Annotated in this window: 18 protein-coding genes; 7 read left to right on the top strand and 11 right to left on the bottom strand. The window is 34.3% G+C overall.

Annotated features, from left to right (window positions below; translation table 11 throughout):
- Window positions 1-32 precede the first annotated feature (32 nt).
- Window positions 33-1,082: a leucine-rich repeat domain-containing protein gene (locus tag JCM17102_RS14010; RefSeq protein WP_025075597.1), complete on the top strand. Its 1,050-nt coding sequence runs from the start codon at window positions 33-35 to the stop codon at window positions 1,080-1,082.
- A gap of 95 nt (window positions 1,083-1,177) precedes the next feature.
- Here JCM17102_RS14010 and JCM17102_RS14005 read toward each other — a convergent pair whose 3' ends face one another.
- A complete protein-coding gene (locus tag JCM17102_RS14005; RefSeq protein ID WP_025075596.1) occupies window positions 1,178-2,794 on the bottom strand; it encodes an ABC-F family ATP-binding cassette domain-containing protein in 1,617 nt (538 codons plus the stop codon).
- Window positions 2,795-2,995: 201 nt separating this feature from the next.
- Here JCM17102_RS14005 and JCM17102_RS14000 point away from each other — a divergent pair, with 201 nt between their 5' ends.
- The 6 genes from JCM17102_RS14000 to JCM17102_RS13975 all read left to right on the top strand — a co-directional run bounded on the left by JCM17102_RS14000 (window position 2,996) and on the right by JCM17102_RS13975 (window position 10,303).
- Window positions 2,996-3,574 (top strand): nucleotide exchange factor GrpE, encoded by a 579-nt coding sequence (locus JCM17102_RS14000; protein WP_025075595.1) that lies wholly within the window; start codon window positions 2,996-2,998, stop codon window positions 3,572-3,574.
- Between the two features lie 53 nt (window positions 3,575-3,627).
- On the top strand, window positions 3,628-4,803 hold the full coding sequence (gene dnaJ / locus JCM17102_RS13995) for a molecular chaperone DnaJ (RefSeq protein WP_025075594.1): 1,176 nt from the start codon (window positions 3,628-3,630) through the stop codon (window positions 4,801-4,803).
- Between the two features lie 287 nt (window positions 4,804-5,090).
- Window positions 5,091-5,327 carry a hypothetical protein gene (locus JCM17102_RS13990; protein WP_025075593.1) on the top strand — a complete coding sequence of 79 codons (237 nt, stop codon included), beginning with the start codon at window positions 5,091-5,093 and terminating at the stop codon, window positions 5,325-5,327.
- A gap of 23 nt (window positions 5,328-5,350) precedes the next feature.
- Window positions 5,351-6,880, top strand: a complete 1,530-nt coding sequence (locus tag JCM17102_RS13985; protein ID WP_025075592.1) for a hypothetical protein — start codon at window positions 5,351-5,353, stop codon at window positions 6,878-6,880.
- A 32-nt stretch (window positions 6,881-6,912) separates the two neighbouring features.
- Window positions 6,913-7,995, top strand: a complete 1,083-nt coding sequence (locus tag JCM17102_RS13980) for a glycoside hydrolase family 5 protein (RefSeq protein WP_025075591.1) — start codon at window positions 6,913-6,915, stop codon at window positions 7,993-7,995.
- Between the two features lie 406 nt (window positions 7,996-8,401).
- Window positions 8,402-10,303: a GxGYxYP domain-containing protein gene (locus JCM17102_RS13975; RefSeq protein ID WP_025075590.1), complete on the top strand. Its 1,902-nt coding sequence runs from the start codon at window positions 8,402-8,404 to the stop codon at window positions 10,301-10,303.
- Between the two features lie 135 nt (window positions 10,304-10,438).
- Here the strand turns inward: JCM17102_RS13975 and JCM17102_RS13970 are convergent, their stop codons facing one another.
- The 10 genes from JCM17102_RS13970 to JCM17102_RS13930 all read right to left on the bottom strand — a co-directional run bounded on the left by JCM17102_RS13970 (window position 10,439) and on the right by JCM17102_RS13930 (window position 21,878).
- A complete protein-coding gene (locus JCM17102_RS13970; protein ID WP_025075589.1) occupies window positions 10,439-11,242 on the bottom strand; it encodes a tyrosine-type recombinase/integrase in 804 nt (267 codons plus the stop codon).
- 583 nt (window positions 11,243-11,825) lie between these two features.
- Window positions 11,826-12,602, bottom strand: coding sequence for a S1/P1 nuclease (locus JCM17102_RS13965; RefSeq protein ID WP_025075588.1), 777 nt, complete (start codon window positions 12,600-12,602; stop codon window positions 11,826-11,828).
- Window positions 12,603-13,714: 1,112 nt separating this feature from the next.
- A complete protein-coding gene (locus JCM17102_RS13960; protein WP_025075587.1) occupies window positions 13,715-14,791 on the bottom strand; it encodes a DUF1972 domain-containing protein in 1,077 nt (358 codons plus the stop codon).
- Between the two features lie 12 nt (window positions 14,792-14,803).
- The gene (locus JCM17102_RS13955; protein ID WP_025075586.1) at window positions 14,804-15,625 is read right to left on the bottom strand and encodes a glycosyltransferase family 2 protein; all 822 of its coding nucleotides are present in this window, start codon (window positions 15,623-15,625) and stop codon (window positions 14,804-14,806) included.
- A gap of 153 nt (window positions 15,626-15,778) precedes the next feature.
- Complete coding sequence (locus JCM17102_RS23970) at window positions 15,779-16,615, bottom strand: glycosyltransferase family 2 protein (RefSeq protein ID WP_025075585.1); 837 nt, start codon at window positions 16,613-16,615, stop codon at window positions 15,779-15,781.
- A gap of 15 nt (window positions 16,616-16,630) precedes the next feature.
- Entirely contained in the window at window positions 16,631-17,668 is a 1,038-nt protein-coding gene (locus JCM17102_RS23965; protein ID WP_025075584.1) for an EpsG family protein, read from the bottom strand.
- 47 nt (window positions 17,669-17,715) lie between these two features.
- Window positions 17,716-19,029 carry an MATE family efflux transporter gene (locus JCM17102_RS27715; protein WP_148302065.1) on the bottom strand — a complete coding sequence of 438 codons (1,314 nt, stop codon included), beginning with the start codon at window positions 19,027-19,029 and terminating at the stop codon, window positions 17,716-17,718.
- A 20-nt stretch (window positions 19,030-19,049) separates the two neighbouring features.
- Window positions 19,050-19,181, bottom strand: coding sequence for a hypothetical protein (locus JCM17102_RS31775; protein WP_275564401.1), 132 nt, complete (start codon window positions 19,179-19,181; stop codon window positions 19,050-19,052).
- Window positions 19,182-19,218: 37 nt separating this feature from the next.
- Window positions 19,219-20,778: a glycosyltransferase gene (locus JCM17102_RS13935; RefSeq protein WP_025075583.1), complete on the bottom strand. Its 1,560-nt coding sequence runs from the start codon at window positions 20,776-20,778 to the stop codon at window positions 19,219-19,221.
- Window positions 20,778-21,878: a DegT/DnrJ/EryC1/StrS family aminotransferase gene (locus JCM17102_RS13930; protein ID WP_025075582.1), complete on the bottom strand. Its 1,101-nt coding sequence runs from the start codon at window positions 21,876-21,878 to the stop codon at window positions 20,778-20,780. Before JCM17102_RS13930 ends, JCM17102_RS13935 begins: the two co-directional genes overlap by 1 nt.
- Between the last annotated feature and the right edge of the window lies 1 nt (window position 21,879).

Genomic DNA, 21,879 nt, shown 5'->3' with positions numbered 1-21,879 from the left:
TCCTATATTTGTATGAATAAATCTGCATGATTATGAAAATTAGACAACTACTGATAAGTTTATTACTGGCTACTAACGCTTTAGGAGCAGCCTCACAAGTGAGTAAAACCTATTATGTCAGCAAACCCGGCACACTGATTTCCATGATGACTCAAGAAGAAGCAAACAGTGTAACGCATCTGACACTAACAGGAAAACTGAACGCGGAAGACTTTAGGCATCTGCGAGATGAATTTAATAATCTGAAAGTATTGGATATCTCTAATGCTGAAATAAAGATGTATAGCGGAAAAGCAGGAACTTATCCAGATGGAAAGTTTTATATGTATATGCCGAATTTTATTCCAGCTTATGCATTTTCAAACGTAGTAAATGGTGTAACGAAAGGAAAAGCAACTCTTGAGAAAGTTATTCTCTCTGAAAAGACCAAGAATATAGAAGACGCTGCATTCAAAGGTTGTGATAAACTAAAAATCTGTCAGATCCGAAAAAAGACAGCTCCTAATTTGCTACCGGAAGCATTAGCAGATAGCATAACCGCTATATTTGTTCCGTTAGGTAGTAGTGACGAATATCGCAATAAAAACAGATGGGAAAAATTTGCTTTCATTGAAGGAGAACCGGTAGAAACGACGTTGCAAGTTGGAGCAATGGGTAAGTTAGAAGATGAAATAATCAGTGCCGGATTACAGCCAAAAGATATTAATTTTCTGACTATTGAAGGAAAACTTGATAATGCAGACTTCAAATTAATACGTGACTATATGCCTAATTTAGTCTCTATTGACATTTCCAACACAAATGTTACCGCGATTCCGGATTTCACTTTTTCACAAAAAAAATACCTATTGAGGGTTTATTTACCACATAACCTCAAATCTATAGGACAACGGGTATTCAGTAATTGCGGACGTCTTTGCGGCACATTAGAGCTACCACCCAGTGTAACAGCTATTGAATATGGAGCATTCATGGGATGCGACAATCTTCGACACGTTGTAGCTACAGGAAATAAAATTACTACATTAGGTGATGATTTGTTTGGAGCAAATACTCCTAGTAAACTGATTTACAAGAAATAATTCCAGTATATAATTCGGGCTGAAAGCCAAACTAACAATCCATACGGATTACATTTAGTTAAACTTTCAGCCCGCTATTTATAAACGATTATTTATTAATCGCCATACATTTTCGCTCGCAACTCTTTGATATGATCAGAAGTAATATATTCATCATATTCCATCATCTTATCAATAATACCATTCGGAGTCAATTCGATAATACGGTTTGCAACCGTCTGAATAAACTCATGGTCATGAGATGAGAAAAGAATATTTCCTTTATATGTTTTCAGATTATTATTAAATGCCTGGATAGATTCCAAGTCCAAGTGATTAGTCGGAGTATCCAGAATCAAACAGTTTGCATTCCGAAGCTGCATACGGGCAATCATACAACGCATCTTTTCGCCTCCGGAAAGAACACTAACCTTCTTCAATACTTCTTCACCAGAAAACAACATACGCCCAAGGAAACTCTTCATATATACCTCGTTACCTTCACCAAACTGACTTAACCAGTCTACCAGATTTAAGTCCGTATCAAAGAAACTAGTATTATCCAAAGGTAAATAAGCCGTTGTAATAGTCACCCCCCAATTAAAGTGTCCGGCATCCTGCTTCATATTTCCATTAATGATCTCGAAAAATGCTGTCATTGCACGCGGATTACGTGAAAGGAATACAATTTTATCTCCCTTTTCCACATTAAAGTTTACGTCATTGAACAATACAATACCTTCTTCTGTCTTTTTACTCAACCCTGATACCTCCAGAATTTGATTACCCGGTTCGCGTTCGGGGGTAAAAATGATACCCGGATACTTACGTGAAGAAGGTTTAATTTCTTCGACATTCAGTTTTTCCAACATTTTCTTACGACTTGTAGTCTGTTTACTCTTCGCCACATTAGCACTGAATCGACGAATAAACTCTTCCAACTCTTTCTTTTTCTCTTCCGCTTTTGCCTTCTGGTTCTGTTGCTGACGAAGAGCCAACTGGCTGGATTCATACCAGAAACTATAGTTACCTGCAAAAAGATTAATCTTTCCATAATCAATATCCACAGTATGTGTACAAACAGAGTCAAGGAAGTGACGGTCATGGCTCACAACCAATACCGTATGTTCAAAATTTGAAAGATACTCTTCCAACCAGGTTACTGTTTCCATATCCAAATCATTGGTAGGCTCATCCAATAGCAGGTTATCTGGGTTACCATACAATGCCTGTGCCAGCATCACACGTACCTTTTCTTTACCACTCAGTTCACCCATCAATGTATAGTGCTTATCTTCCTTCACACCCAACCCACTCAACAACATAGCAGCGTCACTCTCTGCGTTCCATCCATCAAGTTCAGCAAATTTTTCTTCCAGTTCAGATACTTTCAATCCATCCTCATCTGTAAAGTCTTCTTTGGCATACAACACTTCACGTTGTTTCATGATATCCCACAAAACGGTATGCCCCATCATCACGGTTTCCATTACTGTAAAAGCATCCCACTTAAAGTGATCCTGACTCAAGACTGAGAGTCGTTCTCCCGGTCCCAATGCTATTGAACCGGTTGTAGGATCCAAATCTCCATAAATCGTACGAAGAAATGTAGACTTTCCTGCACCGTTGGCACCAATAATACCATAGCAGTTACCACTCGTAAACTTTAAGTTTACGTCATTAAACAACACCCTTTTACCAAACTGTACCGAAACGTTTGAAACTGTAATCATCTTCTATTATTTACTATTTTACTAGTTACTATTGACCTTTTGAGTGTGCAAAGGTAGACATTTAAAATGAATAATGAACTATTAGGAATGTGTCAATCTGGCATAAATGTATTACCTTTGCAACGTTTTTTGGCAAAACCGCCATATTGGCAAAGTTTTTGCTCGGTATTTTGATATTATGAACAAAAAATAGATTAAGATATGGACCCTAAAGAAAAAAAAGTAAAAGAAGAAGAACTGAACGTTGAAGAAACTCAGAATACAGCGGATCAACCGCAGAATGAACAAGCGGAAGATGTAACTCCTCTGACTCCGGAAGAAAAGTTAGAGAAAGAACTCGATGAAGCTAATGCTACCATCGAAGAACAGAAAGACAAATATCTGCGTCTCTCTGCTGAATTCGATAACTATCGTAAACGTACAATAAAGGAAAAAGCAGAACTTATCCTGAACGGTAGCGAAAAAAGCATCAGTAGCATTTTACCTGTAATTGATGACTTCGAACGTGCAATTAAGACTATGGAAACAGCTAAAGATGTCAATGCTGTTAAAGAGGGTGTCGAACTAATCTACAACAAATTCATAGCAGTTCTGGGACAAAACGGAGTAAAAGTAATCGAAACTATCAACCAACCATTGGATACCGATTATCATGAAGCAATCGCCGTTATTCCTGCACCGACTAAGGAACAAAAAGGAAAAATCCTGGATTGTGTACAAACCGGATATACATTAAATGACAAAGTAATCCGCCATGCAAAAGTGGTGGTCGGAGAATAGTTATTTAATGAACGATGAATAATGAATAATGATTGGCTGAAAACAAAATAAAGATGGCAGAAAAAAGAGATTATTATGAAGTGCTGGAAGTATCGAAGACAGCCACAGTAGAAGAAATAAAAAAAGCTTATCGCAAGAAAGCAATCCAATATCACCCGGATAAAAACCCGGGTGATAAAACGGCGGAAGAGAAATTTAAAGAGGCCGCCGAAGCATATGATGTATTGAGCAATCCGGACAAACGTTCGCGTTATGATCAGTTCGGACACGCAGGCGTAAGCGGTGCGGCAGGCAATGGCGGTCCATTCGGAGGTTTCGGTGGCGAAGGTATGTCTATGGATGATATCTTCTCTATGTTTGGTGATATCTTCGGAGGCCGTGGCGGAGGCTTTGGTGGTTTCAGTGGATTTGGCGGTGGTGGTAGCACACAGCAAAGACGCTATCGCGGTAGCGATCTTCGTGTGAAGGTGAAACTGACTTTAAAAGAAATCTCAACAGGAGTAGAAAAGAAATTCAAACTCAAAAAATATGTACCATGTAATCACTGTCATGGTACAGGTGCTGAAAGTGACGGAGACACAGAAACTTGTCCAACTTGTAAAGGTAGTGGTACAGTAATCCGTAACCAGCAAACAATCTTAGGGACCATGCAAACTCGTGCTACTTGTCCAACTTGTAATGGTGAAGGTAAAATCATCAAGAACAAGTGTAACGAGTGTGGAGGAGACGGAATTATTTATGGCGAGGAAGTAGTAACCGTACAGATTCCTGCCGGAGTAGCAGACGGTATGCAGCTTTCCATGAGTGGAAAAGGAAATGCCGGAAAGCACAATGGTGTACCAGGAGATCTGCTGATCCTTGTAGAAGAAGAACCGCATCCGGACTTGATTCGTGACGAAAATGATTTAATCTATAATCTATTATTAAGTTTTCCAACAGCCGCGCTAGGTGGTGCAGTAGAAATTCCTACAATTGACGGGAAAGTAAAAGTAAAAATCGATTCAGGTACACAACCAGGAAAGGTTCTTCGCTTACGTGGCAAAGGACTTCCAAATGTTAATGGTTACGGAACAGGAGATTTATTGGTAAACATCAGCATCTATGTACCGGAAGCTCTGAACAAAGAAGAAAAGAGTATGCTTGAAAAAATGGACGATTCCGATAATTTTAAGCCTAGTACTTCCGTAAAAGAGAAAATATTTAAGAAATTCAAGAGTTTCTTCGATTAAAGATTTTATACTAATTCTTTCTGATCGAAAGCTTTATATGATATAGGCTGTTTTACAATTTATTGCAAGACGGCCTATTTTTTAAGTATAAAATAAAATAAAAATCTTACCTTTGTTTTTAGCTATCAAACTAAACTGCTATACATTATGAAATTACACATTATTTGTACTTTACTGTCATTCTGGGCAGTAACAACAGTGGCCAACTCACCAAGCCACAGCATTCGCTTTAATTCCTCACGAGAGATGTCTGGCGGTAAAATCGCTATTCATGACATCAACCTAAAATGCCTACAGACTGGAATGGCTATAATTATGTGATCATCGAAATGAAAGTATCAACCTCACAACGTTTTCATTTGGGATTTACCACCTCACATGGTTACGATGAAGTGCGTATTCATTCTTATACCCCCGGCCAATGGAATCGTCTAGCCATTCCCATACGTTTTTTTAGCGAACCTCCAGCTTCCGCGGTTGATATGGCTGCCACTTACAATCAGCACGTTACACAGGGTGGATAAATATTGGCGGAAATGTAGGTCCTATGACAGGAGTTGATTCACTTGGAGCACGTATGCGAGCACCAATCGGCGATCAAACCTTCGAAATTCGTAACATTGAACTTGCTGTTAATGATCCGGGAGATACCTATCTGGGAGAAATACCTGCACTAGATGAATTCGGACAGTCCAACTTAGTCGATTATCCAAATAAGATACACTCATCAAATCAACTTCAAAAAGCATGGCATGCTGAGGAACAAGAAAAAGTATCAGCAGAAAAACTTTACGGTTATTCGAAATACGGCGGTTATAAAGCTCATCGCATCAAAGGTACCGGATTTTTCCGTACCGAATGTATTGACGGACGTTGGTGGTTCGTCGATCCTGAAGGATATCTGTTCCTTTCAGTAGGTGTCGACTGTGTGTACAATTCAGGAGGAGGTTCAGTACGTAATGTCGAACATCGCGAAAATATGCTTAAGCAACTACCACCCGAAAAATTCATTCACAAGACTGATTCACGCAATGGTACGATAGCATACTATGATGCTTGGAATCTCGAACGGCGTTATGGTGAAGATAACTTCACTAAAGCTGCCGAAACCACAATTAAACGTATGGACAAATGGGGGGTGAATACCATTGGTAACTGGTCCGACAAACGTTTAGAGCAACTGAACCGAAAAGCCTTTATGTGCACACTCTACCCCGCTGGTGCTGATGCTTCTCTTATGGGTTTGGGTAATATTTATGAAGAGAACTTTCATGAAAAGTTAGAACGTTCAATGCGTCATACCATTGACCCCAATCGTGATAATCCCTGGCTGATAGGTTATTTTATGGGGAACGAACCTGTTTGGGTAGGGCAAGAGCAACGCGTATGTAAACTAATCATCGACGGTCCTGAAAGAGGAATTAAAACTGCTTTAATAAAATACCTAACTCAAAATGGCGATACCCCTGAAACACGTAAAGCATTCGTATATGATACATTCCGCCGATATATTGAAGAATTGAAGGCGATGCAGATGAAACTCGATCCCAATCATCTCAATCTCGGCTATCGCTTTGGAGATATACATGCTGTTAATGGTAAACTATTGGATATTTGTAGTAAAGTATTTGATGTCATCAGTTTCAACTGCTATGCACTTGCACCAGATAGCAAAATGATGGACCGCGTATTAGCAGAGTCTGGTCGCCCAATGATCATTGGTGAATTTCATTTTGGTACGGTTGATCGTGGACAAGGCCAATCTCTTTGGCAAGTTGATTCACAAAAAGAACGTGGAATAGCATACCGATATTATGTAGAGAATGGATACGCCCACCCGGGACTTATTGGCACTGCCTATTTTACATGGTATGATCAGGATATATTAGGACGTATGGATGGTGAAAATTATAACTGTGGTTGCATAGACGTCACTGACCGTCCATATAAAGAGCAAACCAAAGCAATGATGGATTCAGCTAAGAGACTTTATGCGGTCCACTCAGGCAAAGAATTACCTTATTCTGAAAAGCCGGTTCGCCCACGGGGGCATGATCACGGTCCTGACGAGTGGTAAGCAACTAATCAACCATTTAACATACAAATACCATGAAAAAGATTTTTCTGCTATTTATTATGACAGTTACAACGATGCTATGCACTTGCAATGCCAAGTCATTCACTATTCATCGAGGTATAAACATCAGTCATTGGTTGTCACAGAGTGATAGCCGAGGGGAAGAACGTATAAAGTGGTTTACACGCGACGATGTAAAGTTCTTGGCAGAGTCTGGATTCGACCATCTGAGAATTCCCATCGATGAAGAACAAATGTTCAACGAAGATTTAACTCCTGACTCAGAAGCATTCGGACTTTTACATAAAGCATTAGGATGGTGCAAAGAGTTTGACTTGCGTGCTGTAGTTGATCTGCATATCATTCGAACCCATCACTTTAACGCACAAGACAAGCCGCTATTCACAGAAAAGAAAGCACAAGAACGATTCTATGAATGTTGGCGCAAAATATCTGCTGAGTTAGCAAAATATCCTCGTTCGATGGTAGCATACGAACTTATGAATGAACCTGTGGCAGATGATCCGGAGGTATGGAATACTATAGTCAATCATTGTTTGGCTGTTGTAAGAGAATTAGAGCCCAAGCGCACCATCATCATCGGTTCAAACCGTTGGCAGTCATTTGACACAGTAAAACAACTACGTGTCCCTAAGGATGATAAAAATATTATCATTAGTTTTCATTTCTACAATCCGTTCATGTTTACCCACTATCGTGCATCATGGACAGACATGAAGGATATTCCATGCACTATACATTATCCCGGTAATCTTATATCTGATAATGATTTCGAAGCAATGGAACAATCCATGAAAAACCGTTATGGCTATGCAGCCGGCAAAAATGGCTACAATGACATCAACACTTTGGAGAATCAAATCAAACAAGCCTTTGATGCAGCAACCCAGCTTGGTAAGAAAGCCTATCTTGGAGAGTTTGGCGTTATCCATGGAGCACCCGAAAAAGATCGTATACAATGGTATAAAGACATCGTATCCATCTGCGAAAAATATGGTATCGGATACGCCAATTGGGACTACAAAGGAGGATTTGGAATTATCCGAAATAACGAGAAACAACAACAAATGATTGATGTGCTGACAGGAAAATGATTTTTCAAAACATCAATATCCGAAATTTTGTTTCATATTTGTCATCAACCGTATTTTCTCAGGAATAGGAAATACGGTTGTATAGCCGTTCTCTTCATCCTTCCCAAACCAACACTAATTGACGTTCATCGAGTTAAATTCACTTCATATTATTGGACCTTTTTTGTATTGTTAGACCGAAAACACGCCCACGAATCGCGTCCAATGGATTCATTATCTGCTCTTTATTCATCTACATTTCTGTGATTTTTCCACCGATCCGGATAAGTTCTTCAGACTTCCTGTGGCATATCCTACATTATAAATATAACAAAAAAACACGTATCTGACTGCTCAATTATCCGTTTTTTATCAATCTGATTCACAAAAATCAACTATATTTGCAAAATACCAAATCTTTTCAGCTATGACACGAAAACTTCTCCTTACAATTATCGCAATGACTCTCAATACGCTGCTATTTGCCGCAAATCAACAAAAAACTACCGAGCCAATAGCATATCTGGATTTATCATATATGTGGAATTACTCACCGGATAGCCAAACACAAGTAAACGAGATATGGGATATACTACACTGTGTTGCAACTTTACAGGGTGTTGTCAATCGCAATGCACCGCACATTTACATCAATTACGTGAAAAATGAATTCATGGAAGTTGATCGATATTGGTGGGACCTATATAGACAAAAAGGTAAATGGCTTAACAGACGTGATACAGTGTACTACAATGACATCGTTAAGCTTACCGAGGATTATAAAAAGAAAATTCGTGGTGCTGTAGTTTATGATACGAATGTTGCTTCCACATCGTGTGTAGCTTCGGCTGTAGCCGGAATAGAAGATCTCATAGCTATTCGCTACGATACTTCGGAAGGAAGTTTATACAATCGGCTAATTATGAATGGTCCCAAACTAAAAGTCAAAGTATGGCTTGTAAATCGTGACGGTACATCTATGTTCACAGGACAAGGGCAAATTCCTCAAACTGACCGTCCGTCAACCGGTTCCATAAAAAACGATCCATATATTTGGTTTATAAGCAATTATATGAAACGTAATCGTTGTAGCGGTGAATATGGAGCTTACTATCTGGACCAATATTGGAAACAAAGCCCACACTCAGCGCCCATAAATGCTCACTGTCTTACCAATCATGACTTTTTTGTCAGCCACCGCGCATTCTTTTTCGATCTCTCCCCATGGGCTGATGAATCAGCAACAGACGAAAAAGCACAACCTGTCGGTAGCGACTTCTCCACTCTCACCGAAATGCTTAGTGAAGCATACCGCATAAATCGTGGCAAGAAGATATGTCACATAGGTGGTTTTCCCGCTTGGGCATATAAATATACCCGTCATGCAGGAGGTTCACATGAAGATGTAGCTACGGAATGGGAATTCAGCCGTATCATAAGTGCTTACAATACCTTTAAAGACGCTGACGCTATTGGTTATGGAGCTTTGGCAAACGCCTCATTCTGGCAACATTATCCTACGGCAAAACAATATCCACAAAAGTGGATCACAGATGAAGAATTACAACATCTTGGTTATCTGGATGATAAAGGTCATGTACGCATTGAGGGGCGTAAATTCATTATCTTCTATGTCGGTGATTATGACTCTTCAGCATGGATTACAAGTGTACTGCCCCACCTATGGAAAGACCCCGAACGTGGGAAATTACCGTTAATGTGGTGCATAAGCCCTGTCCTCGAACGTCGTGCACCAATGGTAATGGATTATATACGTCGTACAGCTTCGCCAAACGATTATTTTGCAGCGGCTGACAACGGTGCAGGTTATCTCATGCCGGGTATGTTGCAAGCACCACGGGAATTATCAGGTTTACCCGACGGTCTGGATGCCTGGACAAGACATTGCCGTCCTTATTATAAGAAATGGGGGCTGACAATAACCGGATTCGTCATCGACGGTCAAGCACCAGGTTTAACAGACAAGGGATTAGAATGTTATGCATCATTTAGTCCCAACGGAATAGTACCCCAAAAGACACCACGCACACGACTTTTCGGTAATATGCCCATACTACGTGCAGGTTCGGATTTAGTTCAGACACCTGAGCAAAATGCTAATTTCATTGTACAGGATATGCAACACAGTCCTATTCCCTTCGGATGGTATCGTGATATACTTAAATCACCTTCTTGGCATAAACAAATGATGAATAAAATTGCTGAGATTGATCCTTCTATAGAGTTACTCGATGCTCCCACATTTTTTGAATTATATCGTCGATGGTTGCGCGAACATCCGGAGGCAGCTAATGGAAAGATTGAATAATCAAAATATCATATTATAAATTGCCAATCAAGACTCATTCATCTCAATCAACCAGCATATTCTTTTATTTTTGGTGCGATAGAAATCTCTCTGAAAAATGTAGGTTATATCCACACTTTTAAAAAATTATTAGATTTACCAGTTTACAATTTTATCTACAATTTGTTGCTGTTCACTTGCCGTACGACGGAGATAAATACGAGTTGTTTCTATACTTTCATGTCCCATTAAGTCAGCAAGTAAAGCTATATCGTTAAAACGCTCCAAGAAATTCTTTGCAAAACGGTGACGAAAAGAGTGTGGATAAACGACTTTAGGATTTAGATTATATTTCACAGCAAAATGTTTTAATTGTTGTGCGATTCCACGAGTAGTTAAACGTTCTCCGAAACGATTCACAAACAAATATCCAGATTGGACCTGTTTCTCTGCAATCCATTTAATCGCTTCTACTCGCAGACCTTTAGGAATATAGAGTCTACGTATCTTACCACCTTTTGTGTACATATCCAAATACCCAGCCAATACATGTTCTACTTTGATTTGTTGTAGTTCACTCACACGTGCCCCAGTTGCAGCCATAAACCACACAATAAAATACCATCCATCATGCCCATCTGCCTTTAATTTTGATTTTAAGAATTTATAATCAGCATCGCTAATTACATTCTCCAGAAAGTTTCTTTGCTGTACCTTTACAAATTTAAGTTTCAGCTTTTCTTGTTTAATAAATTCCAGGTACTTATTTATGGCTTGTAAGCGAAGATTAACAGTTTGCAACTTAAAATTTTCAATCAAGAAGCCTTTATAAGCCAGAAGGTTCTCTTTATTTACATCTCCATAATTTACCAAGAAATGATTTACTGTCCAAACATAAGAGCTGACAGTATTCTTTGCCAAGTCTGACTTAGCTAGAAATGATTCAAATTTTGTTACCACAATTTTAAATTTATTAATGAATATGGCAACAAGATAGTAAAAACAGTCTAATCCCAATTATAAAAAAAGACCCAAGAATTGAGTATTTTACAGATTATTATACATCGGAAATTGGAAGTATAGCTCTATGCTAAATTGATTGTAAATAGATTATGATTATAGAACAATTCTTTGATTTAGAAACGCTTATTTAGTCAACAATTACCTAAATTTGAAAATACGGATTTCTTATTATTATCAGTCTTCTCTCCCTAAATCCATTACTCTCTTTTAGAGAGTTTCCATGATAGAAAAATTGTCTTCTTATAGCTACTTTATTTCTATCCGTTCATACAACAAAATGGTGACGCTATCCAGATCATATAGTGACGTTATTCTATAATTATACCGTTACTATACTTATAGAATAACGTCACTATATTTTAAGTATCCTAAAATGAATAAGTCTCAAATAAATATTTTCACCAGTTTGAGATTCCGATAAAAAAATAACCGCATCTTCATATCAAAAGAAGCGGTCATTTTATCTATGTTTATTATTGCTCAAATTAATTCTTTAAAACTGAGCTAAATGCATAGGTTATTATCCAAACAGTTCATTCAAAAGTGCTGCCAACCTGTATCCAGCTTTCAGGACCTGCTTTTCAGCAAAGCCATGGGAGAAATTAATAAAATCACGCGATTCTTCGTACGACAACTTCTGATTGGATTTAGTCCAGTCATAGATCACACGACAGTTACGAGCATTATCAGTGAGCCAATCGCGAGGTGTACCTTTGCCTAATTCACGCTTCTCTTTTTTCGAACAACGATCAAGTTGGTGCTGGTATTCCATATAATACCATCTATTACTGAGTGTAAGAGCCCACTCGTCCCAATAATTATGAAAACCGTACTCTTTGCCATTAAGTGAGAAATTAATATTCTTATACCATGGATACTTTACATGTCCCGGACAATGCATATCACCCACCAAATGTACGATAAAGCGGATTGAGACCGTAATAGTCGAATCGTTCTGATTGCGGTAATCTCTCATCTTAGCAATACAATCCTCCAGAAAAGACATGGCATCACCTTTGGGATTCGGGACATAATTGCCATCAGCATCAACACTATTAGTATGCCATGATGTAGTGTGTTTATAAGCGGGCGTATGCCGAATCTGATCCATCCATGAAGCATAATAGACAATCGAATGTCCATCGAGGTACTTTTCGATATTTTTTTTCGCTTTTGGCGTTAAGTTACATTCGGCAATATACGCGACGGCATCATGTCCTACTTTCCCCCAGCCAAACGCTGTACTGTACCAACAACAAAGCACGATAGTTAATAAAAACGCTGCTAATTTTTTCATTTTGTAGTAGTTTTATTGGTTATTACGCAACAAATTAAAAGAAATTAATTGAAATAAGCAATAAAAAGAAAAAAAATAAGATAGCTCATTTTCCAAATTTCTATTAAACAAAGTTTAGCACACGCAAAAAACATGAAACCACCCATTTTGACCAAGCTCTTAATTTATTTACGACTTCTTGATTCCTTTTTTGATTCCACGAGTTCTTCCTTAAAAATAGAATATTTAAACGATCAAAGCAGGATACTATTCAAAAAGTTACCCAAATGAAACAAAAAATCCACAGCATTTGCAATTTCAGAAAGTCACAATATTACTAATTCATAATTAGAGCCAGCAAATAACATACAATATCACTTTTAAACCATCATTTTATTCTAATATAAACAAAATCATCATCATATTATCATTTCAAACATTTCTATACTTACCTACAAGATAGAAGGAAAATGACATCAAAACAACGCTTCAAGGACTTTGTCACTAAGAGAAAACTGTTTTCTCGGTGACCAAGGAGACGTTCCTCGGTGAGGAACACCTCCTTGGTTTTAAACCAACAAGTAGTTTTTCATTGCTAAGAAGTGCATATTTCATCTTTATACATACAATGTATGCCAATATTTATGCATATTATTGCAGTTATTTATGCAATTTATTTTCTATTTCAACAATTCTAGAATAAGAACTTACCAATGTAATCTTAAAAACAGAACATTTATAAGCTGTCACTACCAGCCATAAAAGTTATTCAAATATATTGCCTAATAACATATAATAATACCATCAATGAAACAAAAAAGGAATATATAAAGACTTTTAAATCAAAAAATGCGGATATTCTTTTCTGGAATTTAGAGAATTACGAAAGAGTATTCAGAAAAGTTATGTATTCAATAATAAGTTTTTGTACTTTGATCCGCAACAAAGAGATATGTATCATTTTTGAGTTCTATTTTGAATGTTTACTGAAAGACTCTGTTAATTGTATCTATTCTTGATTTTATAGATTCTCTCTTAAAATTAAGTATTCAAATGATCGATTCGTTTTTCATTCAACATAAACATTTCTTATAAGAAAAACTTAGTATAACAATTAGTATTTTTTACAATAATTAATAAAGCTTTTCATATAAATAAGCGATATGCTCCCATTTATAACATCTATTTGCAATCTCATACATATTATTAGCATTTACAAAGAAATCAGAATATGGACATTTTAGAATATTTACTAAATCATTAATCGATAAAAAATAATTGGCTTTACCTTCAGTTGTTTCCTTATTATAAATAACCCCAAAAGCTATAATTGGTTTTCCAAAAAACATTGCTTCAACTAGAGAAGGATTTGTTCCTCCTGCACTATGCCCATGTATATAAAAAGCGCAATTTGAACGAAGTACATATAATGTTGTTATATCATAAATTGAATTTAATATATGTATATTAGAAATAGAACTATATTTATTTCTTAAAATACGTCCATATTCACTTCTATCCCAATTCCCAACAAAAACTAGTTCTTGTCCAGATATTGCAAAGGCTTCAAGTATCATGTCTACATTATTTTCAGGTTCAATACGACAAACTGAAAAAGAATATCTGCATTCATTCAACTTATAATAATCCAATATTTCCAATTTTATATTATCGGAAACAGAGCACAAAACATGATCTCCTCCATAAGAAATTAATTCAGAATCAACATCATACTGTTGTTTTACATAATCTTGTATACCTTTATTATCAGTGACTACAACATCTGCAAATTTAACAGCCATTTTTTCCGAAAACCGAAGAAACATTCTAACATATCGATTCCATTTATTTCTTTTATGTTCTAATCCATCTATATTTATAATAAGTTTTTTTTTCGAAAACCATCTGTATATAGGCAAAAAACAACACCCGGATACCCCTAACACCAAAATTTCATCACAACAAAAAGTAGCCTTTATCAAAGACCAGATATCATAAAACACACTTTGAAATCCATTAGCATTCAATGGTATATATCTTAATTGGACATTTTTATACTTAGGCGGACGATTTTTATAATGCTTAGTACTACAAAAAATTACATATTCTACATTCCTATTATTTCCAACTAAATTTTCGACTAAAGTTTCAAAGCCACCATAACATGCAGGGATACCAACAGTACCAATGATTGCAATTTTCTTCCGCATAATTATTAATATCTACTTAATAAATAACAAAATAATCTTATGACAGATATAATCCATTACTGTCATTTTAGATATACTATTAACCATTTTAAACCAAGCAACATTTGTATTCTGAATTCTTCTCAAATTACTTAAAATATGTCTTAGTGTCATTCTGTATTTTTTTGCTCCTAAAGTATTAGAGGTATGTTGCCTATATAAAACCAATTTTTCATGTAGAGGTATAATAGTCCCATGATTAGCATTAGTCACTATTGCTATCCAAGAATCATGCATCACAACATTACTAGAAGCTTTAATACCATATTGTTTTGCACAATTATTAAATAACATAGTGCATCCTGTTACTGAGTTACAATATTTTATATAAGATTGATCGTCTACAATCTTACCTAAGCGAGTATATTCCCAAAAAGATGACGCTATAACTTTCAAATTAGTATCTACTACTATTAAATCAGTATGAATTACTATTGGAATATTTGCTTTTTTCTTTGATACCTCGACATATCTCCCATATGTTCTTTCTATTTTAGATGGTAACCATATATCATCCTGATCACAAAACATATAACACTCAGATTGAACATGAGACAGTAACCATATAAAACCATTAGCTGCTCCCCTTTTTTCACCATCTACAACAAAATGAATATTTGAATATAAAGATGTATACTGTTCGATAAGGAAATATGTATTATCCGTTGATTGATCATCTCGAATATATAAATCCCAATTTTTACAACTTTGGTTTACAATAGAGTCTAGTAACTGACTTAAATATTTTTCTCCATTATATGTTGTTAATAATATAGCAATATGACTAGTTTTCATCAAAGCAAATAATAAAAAAAATACAACTAATTATCAAATTAAGAATCAAAAGAATTAAATTAAAAAAGAGAAGAAATAAATTAAATAGATATATTTATTGCCCACGAATACCCCAATAATATATTAAGAGATTCATTAAAACACAAAATATTACTATTTGTACAAGCGTATACCTAAAAAACGATATATATTAAATTTTATTTTGTAAAATAAAACATGTAATTTATTTACTTCAAATGAGAGAGTATTAAACATAGCCTTATAATAATAAACCTGTTTAAAAAAACTCAGCAACTTACTTAGTAAATATGTTTTCGTTACTTTATTAATGCCAATACTATTATTGTTATGAATACGATAATATATAGTAGGGCTGTCTATATATTTACACTTACCATAAAAAGCAATATTGCATACTATCCAATGATCGTGAACTAATTCACTAGGCATTGGTAAAATAAAAGCTTTTGCTAATTTATTTATCATCATTGTGCATCCTGCAGCAACACTCATTGCTATACATTGCCATGGATTATTTACTACTAAAGGATCCATATTTTGATAACGAATAAATGAAGTTCCAATTACACTTTGACTTTCATTTCCATATAATACCAAATCTGTAAAAACCATTACAGGTTTATTAGTATTATTTTCTGCCATCTTATGACATTCAGCATAAGTCAACTCTATTTTATTAGGTAGCCAAATATCATCTTGATCACAAAACATAATATATTCAGAATCTGAATATTCTAATAAAGTTGAGAAAGACCGAGTAGATCCAATATTTCCTTTATTATCATTTATAAGAAAAATTTTATCAGAATAAATAGAAATATAATATTTCAATATATCTAATGTCAAATCAGTAGATCCGTCATCACGTATTAACAATCTCCAATCCGTATATGTCTGGTTGATTAATGATTCTAATTGTTGATGCAAATATTTCTCACCATTATATGTAGACAATAAAATATCAATCATATTCTACTACAAATATTATTTGAAAAATTTAAAATAAAAAACAAACAAAAAAATAGTACTAATACAGATAGGGATTAATTGTCGTATTCTACTATTGACAAAAGCATAACAAATTAATGGATAAAGAATAATTTCTACAGTCTGAAAAAATTCACTCATACGAAAAGCTATGACAGGGACAGATGCAAAAAAAACTAAAGTTGATAAACCAATTACATATATTTTCAATAAAAGATAAATATATGGATTAAATCGAGCAATTAAGTCTGATTTAAATAATAAAAAAAGATATACTCCACATCTAATCAATTGAGCGTTATTAAAAACTGAGACGCTAGCATTATCTGCATTTTGTAAATCAAAAATATATCCATCCAAACGTTCATTATTCATTGTTATAGCAGACAAACTATTCAGAAAAAACATAGGAGTAAGATGCATCAAGTAAAATGAATATGCAAATAATAAAGGAAAGCACCATACTATTTTATTAATTCGATTTCCCTTAAGAAACCACAAGGGAAAAATCACCAATGCAGAATAATGGAAACAACAAGCACAAATACCAAGTAATATAAAAAGCTTCCATTTTCTTTCATATAACGGCTTAATACACAATAATAATAAACCTGTAGCTACTCCTGCCCGAATTTGAATCATCTCATGTAACATGAAAAAACAACTCAAATATACAACTATAGAAAGAAACCAGAAATTAGTCAATTGCCTTATTGCAATAAATTTTAATGTAACCCCTATAATGGCATATATAAAGAACAAGAAACATATATCATTAAACATCCAATAAGTTATTTTAGAAATACCAATGAAGGATATTTCACTAAAGCTTTCATTGTTTTTAACAATTTCAGCATAATTAAACAGATACCCCTCATAATCAGGGCTATCTGAACAAAATACAACGGATGTAAAAATCAAGAATATTGCTATAAGATAATAGAAGAATAAATTGTATTTATACTCCATAGGAGGATAAAGAGATAGCAATATCGAAAACAAAAATAAAAATAATAAAACCAGCAAAATAGCCATAATCAAATTATATTAATTGACTTCATAAAAACTATTATATTAAGATTTTATTTATAATGATTAAAAAAAGATCTAATTCTGCCAGATAATACCTTCTTATTTTTTTTTGAAAAAAGGAAACAGTAAGACATAGACAAAATATAAGTACTGGATAAAGAAAAGATTAATAAAACATTTAATATATTATCTAAAACTATAACACTAGTTACAAACATCATAATAATTAAGTCTGAAATAAATAGCAAGGAAATAGGAAATATTATTTTAACAATATATTTTTTTATATCCCAATTTAATTGTTTCTTCGCCAAGCATAAAACTATACAAACAAATATAACATCAATAAATAATTGGACTACAAAAATTGAATAAGCATTAACATGAACAAATTTTAATAATATATAATCAATCGGAATATTACACATAATCAACATTCCTGTATAAAAATGTACTTTAAAAATTTTAGCAGAAGATTGAATTGCAATTAATAATGTTTTTACTAAATTTACTGTAAACAGATTTAAGAGTACTAATTGACCAAAAAGAATAGTTTCTTTTGGAAACTCATCTCCTAACCATAAATGAAGTAAATAAGGTAATTCTACAATTACTGGAACAATCAATAAAGACAAACATATTAAAGAGAACAATGCTGTTTGATTTACTATCTTCACTAAATAGTCTCTATCATTTGCAGCATATGATTTAGTTATTTGAGGAGTAGCTGCCATATACATATTAGCAACAAATAAACTTAATGCCATATTAATTTGATAAACAATGCCACGAGCAGTATTTAAAACTGGTCCAAAAAATATATTCAACAAAATATTTTGCCCTTGATCAAGAATTACACTTGATAAATTTCCCATTGTACTAATTCCTGCATATTGAGTCATACTTTTGAATAATTGTTTATTCCAGAAAAAATGATATGTACATTCTTTAAATTTACGTTTGCACAATACAATATAACATAAAGTAATAATTCCAACAGAAAACGCCATTAACCCTCCGTAAATTATTAACTTATCAAAGAGAATATATAATAAAGAAAAAGCTATTAATAATTTCAATAATCCTTCAACAATACTAATATATGCATATAATTTCATCTCTTCATGAGCTATAATCATTGCATTATATGGAACACGTAAAACTGACATTACAAATGATAAAATAGAAAACTGATATATCCAATTAGCAGCAATCATACGTTCTACTGGAATTACTAGTTTATGGTTAATAAACCACAGTCCAAGCGTTTCACCAAACAATATAACAAATAAAGCTATTAACACATGAATGTTTACTGATAGAGAAAATATCTTATTAGTATTTTGTTCCGTTTCTTTGCCCATCTCGAAAGATAGATAACGATTCACGCTAATGTCATTGAATTGTTAATAAATGACAAAGCTACTATTATACCACCCACGACATTACTGATTCCGAAATCGACTACACCTAATGCCTGTAATACTATTCTAGAAGTATACAAATTTACTCCCATTAAAAGTATCATTCGAAAATATAAGAATAAAGTATTTTTATAGACTTTTTTTGAATTTTTCTCGAATGGCATTTTGAATAAATTTAGGGAGTTTTTTTAAATAATTTGCACAAAATTGTTTAAAGAGGAAACGATGATGAACCATTACAAAAGAACAAAGGGATGGAATTTTCCAAAACAATGAAACTCCATAACATTTTACTAATCCTTCCAAAATAGTAGGTAAAAAATAGTTCTGTAATTGTATATATATCTGTTTCCTATTGTCCAAATTACAAGTTCTATTATCCACAAAAGAATCTGGTTTTATCTTGTTACTTAAAATATCCTCCAGACGAGAATCAAAATTTTCTTTAGTTTGTAACATAGACTTAACTCTTTTACCTTCAGATATCCTAAACGATAAATCGAAGATTAAATTATCAACATACTTCTTCAACTCAGATTCAACTGTAAAAGAAATACTAGAATCATTTTTTTCTGCACCAAGTATTGCCCTTACTGAACGACTAGTGGCATCATTATCTGTTGTATAAGAAACAATAGGCTTCTCAAAATAGGCAGCTGTTTGACAAACCAACCCTCCTGACCGCGGATAACTATTTATCAGTATATCAACATTCTGTATACAGGTTGTAAAATCTTTCCGGTAACCCAAAAAGATAAATTGATTCTCCAAATGTTCTTTTTCAATGAAAGATTTTAAATCCTTCGTATAAGATCCAATAAAGAATAATATACAATTATCATATGTATGGAGTAACCATTTAGAAAATCTGAAAAAATAATCTGAACCATAGAATTTATAAGGTGCACCAGCAGCAGCAAAACAAATTTTATTTTTTATATCCACCGGAAAACCTTGAAAATCTACAAATTTATCAATGATGGGATAATAAGGAAGCAAAAAGATAAATTTCCTGTCAATATGACGTTCTTCAGTCGCTACCTTTATCCCGAAATTTCTAAATTCAAGAAAATAGTCTATACAATTATAACCAATATAAAAATGATGATCTCCAGGTACAATACGATATCGGGTAATACCTTTCAATGAATATAGAACAGAAGCTCCAAATGCCCCGAACGCAGGAGAATGAATAATCAATTTGGATGGAGCAAAATCTAAAATTACTTTTTGAACCTGTTTCGCCAAAGACAAAACTGTTTTTGTATTCCTTATATCGGAATTAAAAGAATAAATTCCAATATTATGTGATTCAAGTTCTGCACGTAAAGTTGGATACAATGAATAACAAGTACTTTCGAAAATATACAATATTTCATAGCCATTAGCAATCAGCGCCCTGATATACTGTAAGCTCAAACACACCGTGGAACCTATCTGATCATAGAATATAACCTTTTTACAATCTGTTGTAGATTCATTTTCAGTTACATGTATATAATGTTCAGCTATTTCTTCAAGCCATTTTTCAATATCGTCATCTCTAAATATATCATTTATTCTCTGGGAAACATCAGCATAAGTATCTATTAATTCAAATACTCGAGCAATATTTTCATGTTGCAGATTATATTGAATATCGCGTTTAATCCGTTTATAGATTCTCTTTATATGCCTAAGTTCCAACATTACTTAAATTGGTTTATCACTTTTACAATCATAGACATTTCCTCTGATGACAATACAGGACTCATTGGAAGGCTTAGTTCTTCTTGATGAATTTGTTCCGAAATAGGAAATGAAAGATGATTCCACTCTTTATAACATTCTTGTTTATGTGGTGGTATTGGATAATGAATGATTGTTTGAATACCATTATCCGATAAATATTGTTGCAATCGGTCACGTTCCTTACAACGAAGTGTAAAAATATGAAATACATGAGCATCCCAGTCGTTAATAACAGGAGTTATAACTAAAGGATTTTTTATATTATCAATGTAGTACCGAGCTATAGTTCTTCTAATTGCTGTATCTTCATCTAAATGTTTCAACTTCACACTTAATACGGCCGCATGTATTTCATCAAGTCGACTATTTCGTCCACAATACTTAAATACATATTTTTTATGAGATCCATAATTAGCTACTGCACGTACTATCCGGGCTACCTCCTCATCATCAGTCGTCACAGCACCAGCATCACCAAAAGCTCCCAAGTTTTTACCTGGATAAAAACTATGTCCTGCCGCATCCCCTAAAGAACCTGTTTTACGGCCATGAAATAAACAACCATGAGCTTGAGCATTATCTTCCACTAACTTCAACTTATATTTCTTACATATATCACCTATTTTGTTGGTATATGCACACTGGCCATATAAATGCACAATTAATATAGCCTTTGTCCTTTCCGTAATAACCTGTTCTATCTTGGTGTCATCAATCTGTAACGTTTCAAGAGAAGGCTCTACTAATACAGGAATCAATCCATTTTCTGAAATAGCCAAAATAGAAGCTATATATGTATTAGAGGGCACTATCACTTCATCACCTGGCTGCATAACACCTAATTCTATATATGCACGAAAAATAAGAATCAGAGCATCTAATCCATTGGCGCATCCTATAGTATATTTAGTACCAATATATGAGGAATAATCATTCTCAAATTGTTCATTTTCTTTTCCTTGAAGGTACCAGCCTGCATCTACTACACGACTGACAGCCTCATGAAGTTCATCAGAATCCTTCTGAGTAATTTTTTGTAAATCTAAAAATTTTATCATA

Origin of the sequence: Bacteroides faecichinchillae JCM 17102, from assembly GCF_000614145.1 — a bacterium.
Lineage (GTDB): Bacteria > Bacteroidota > Bacteroidia > Bacteroidales > Bacteroidaceae > Bacteroides > Bacteroides faecichinchillae.
This window is presented reverse-complemented; position numbering and strand designations above follow the sequence as displayed.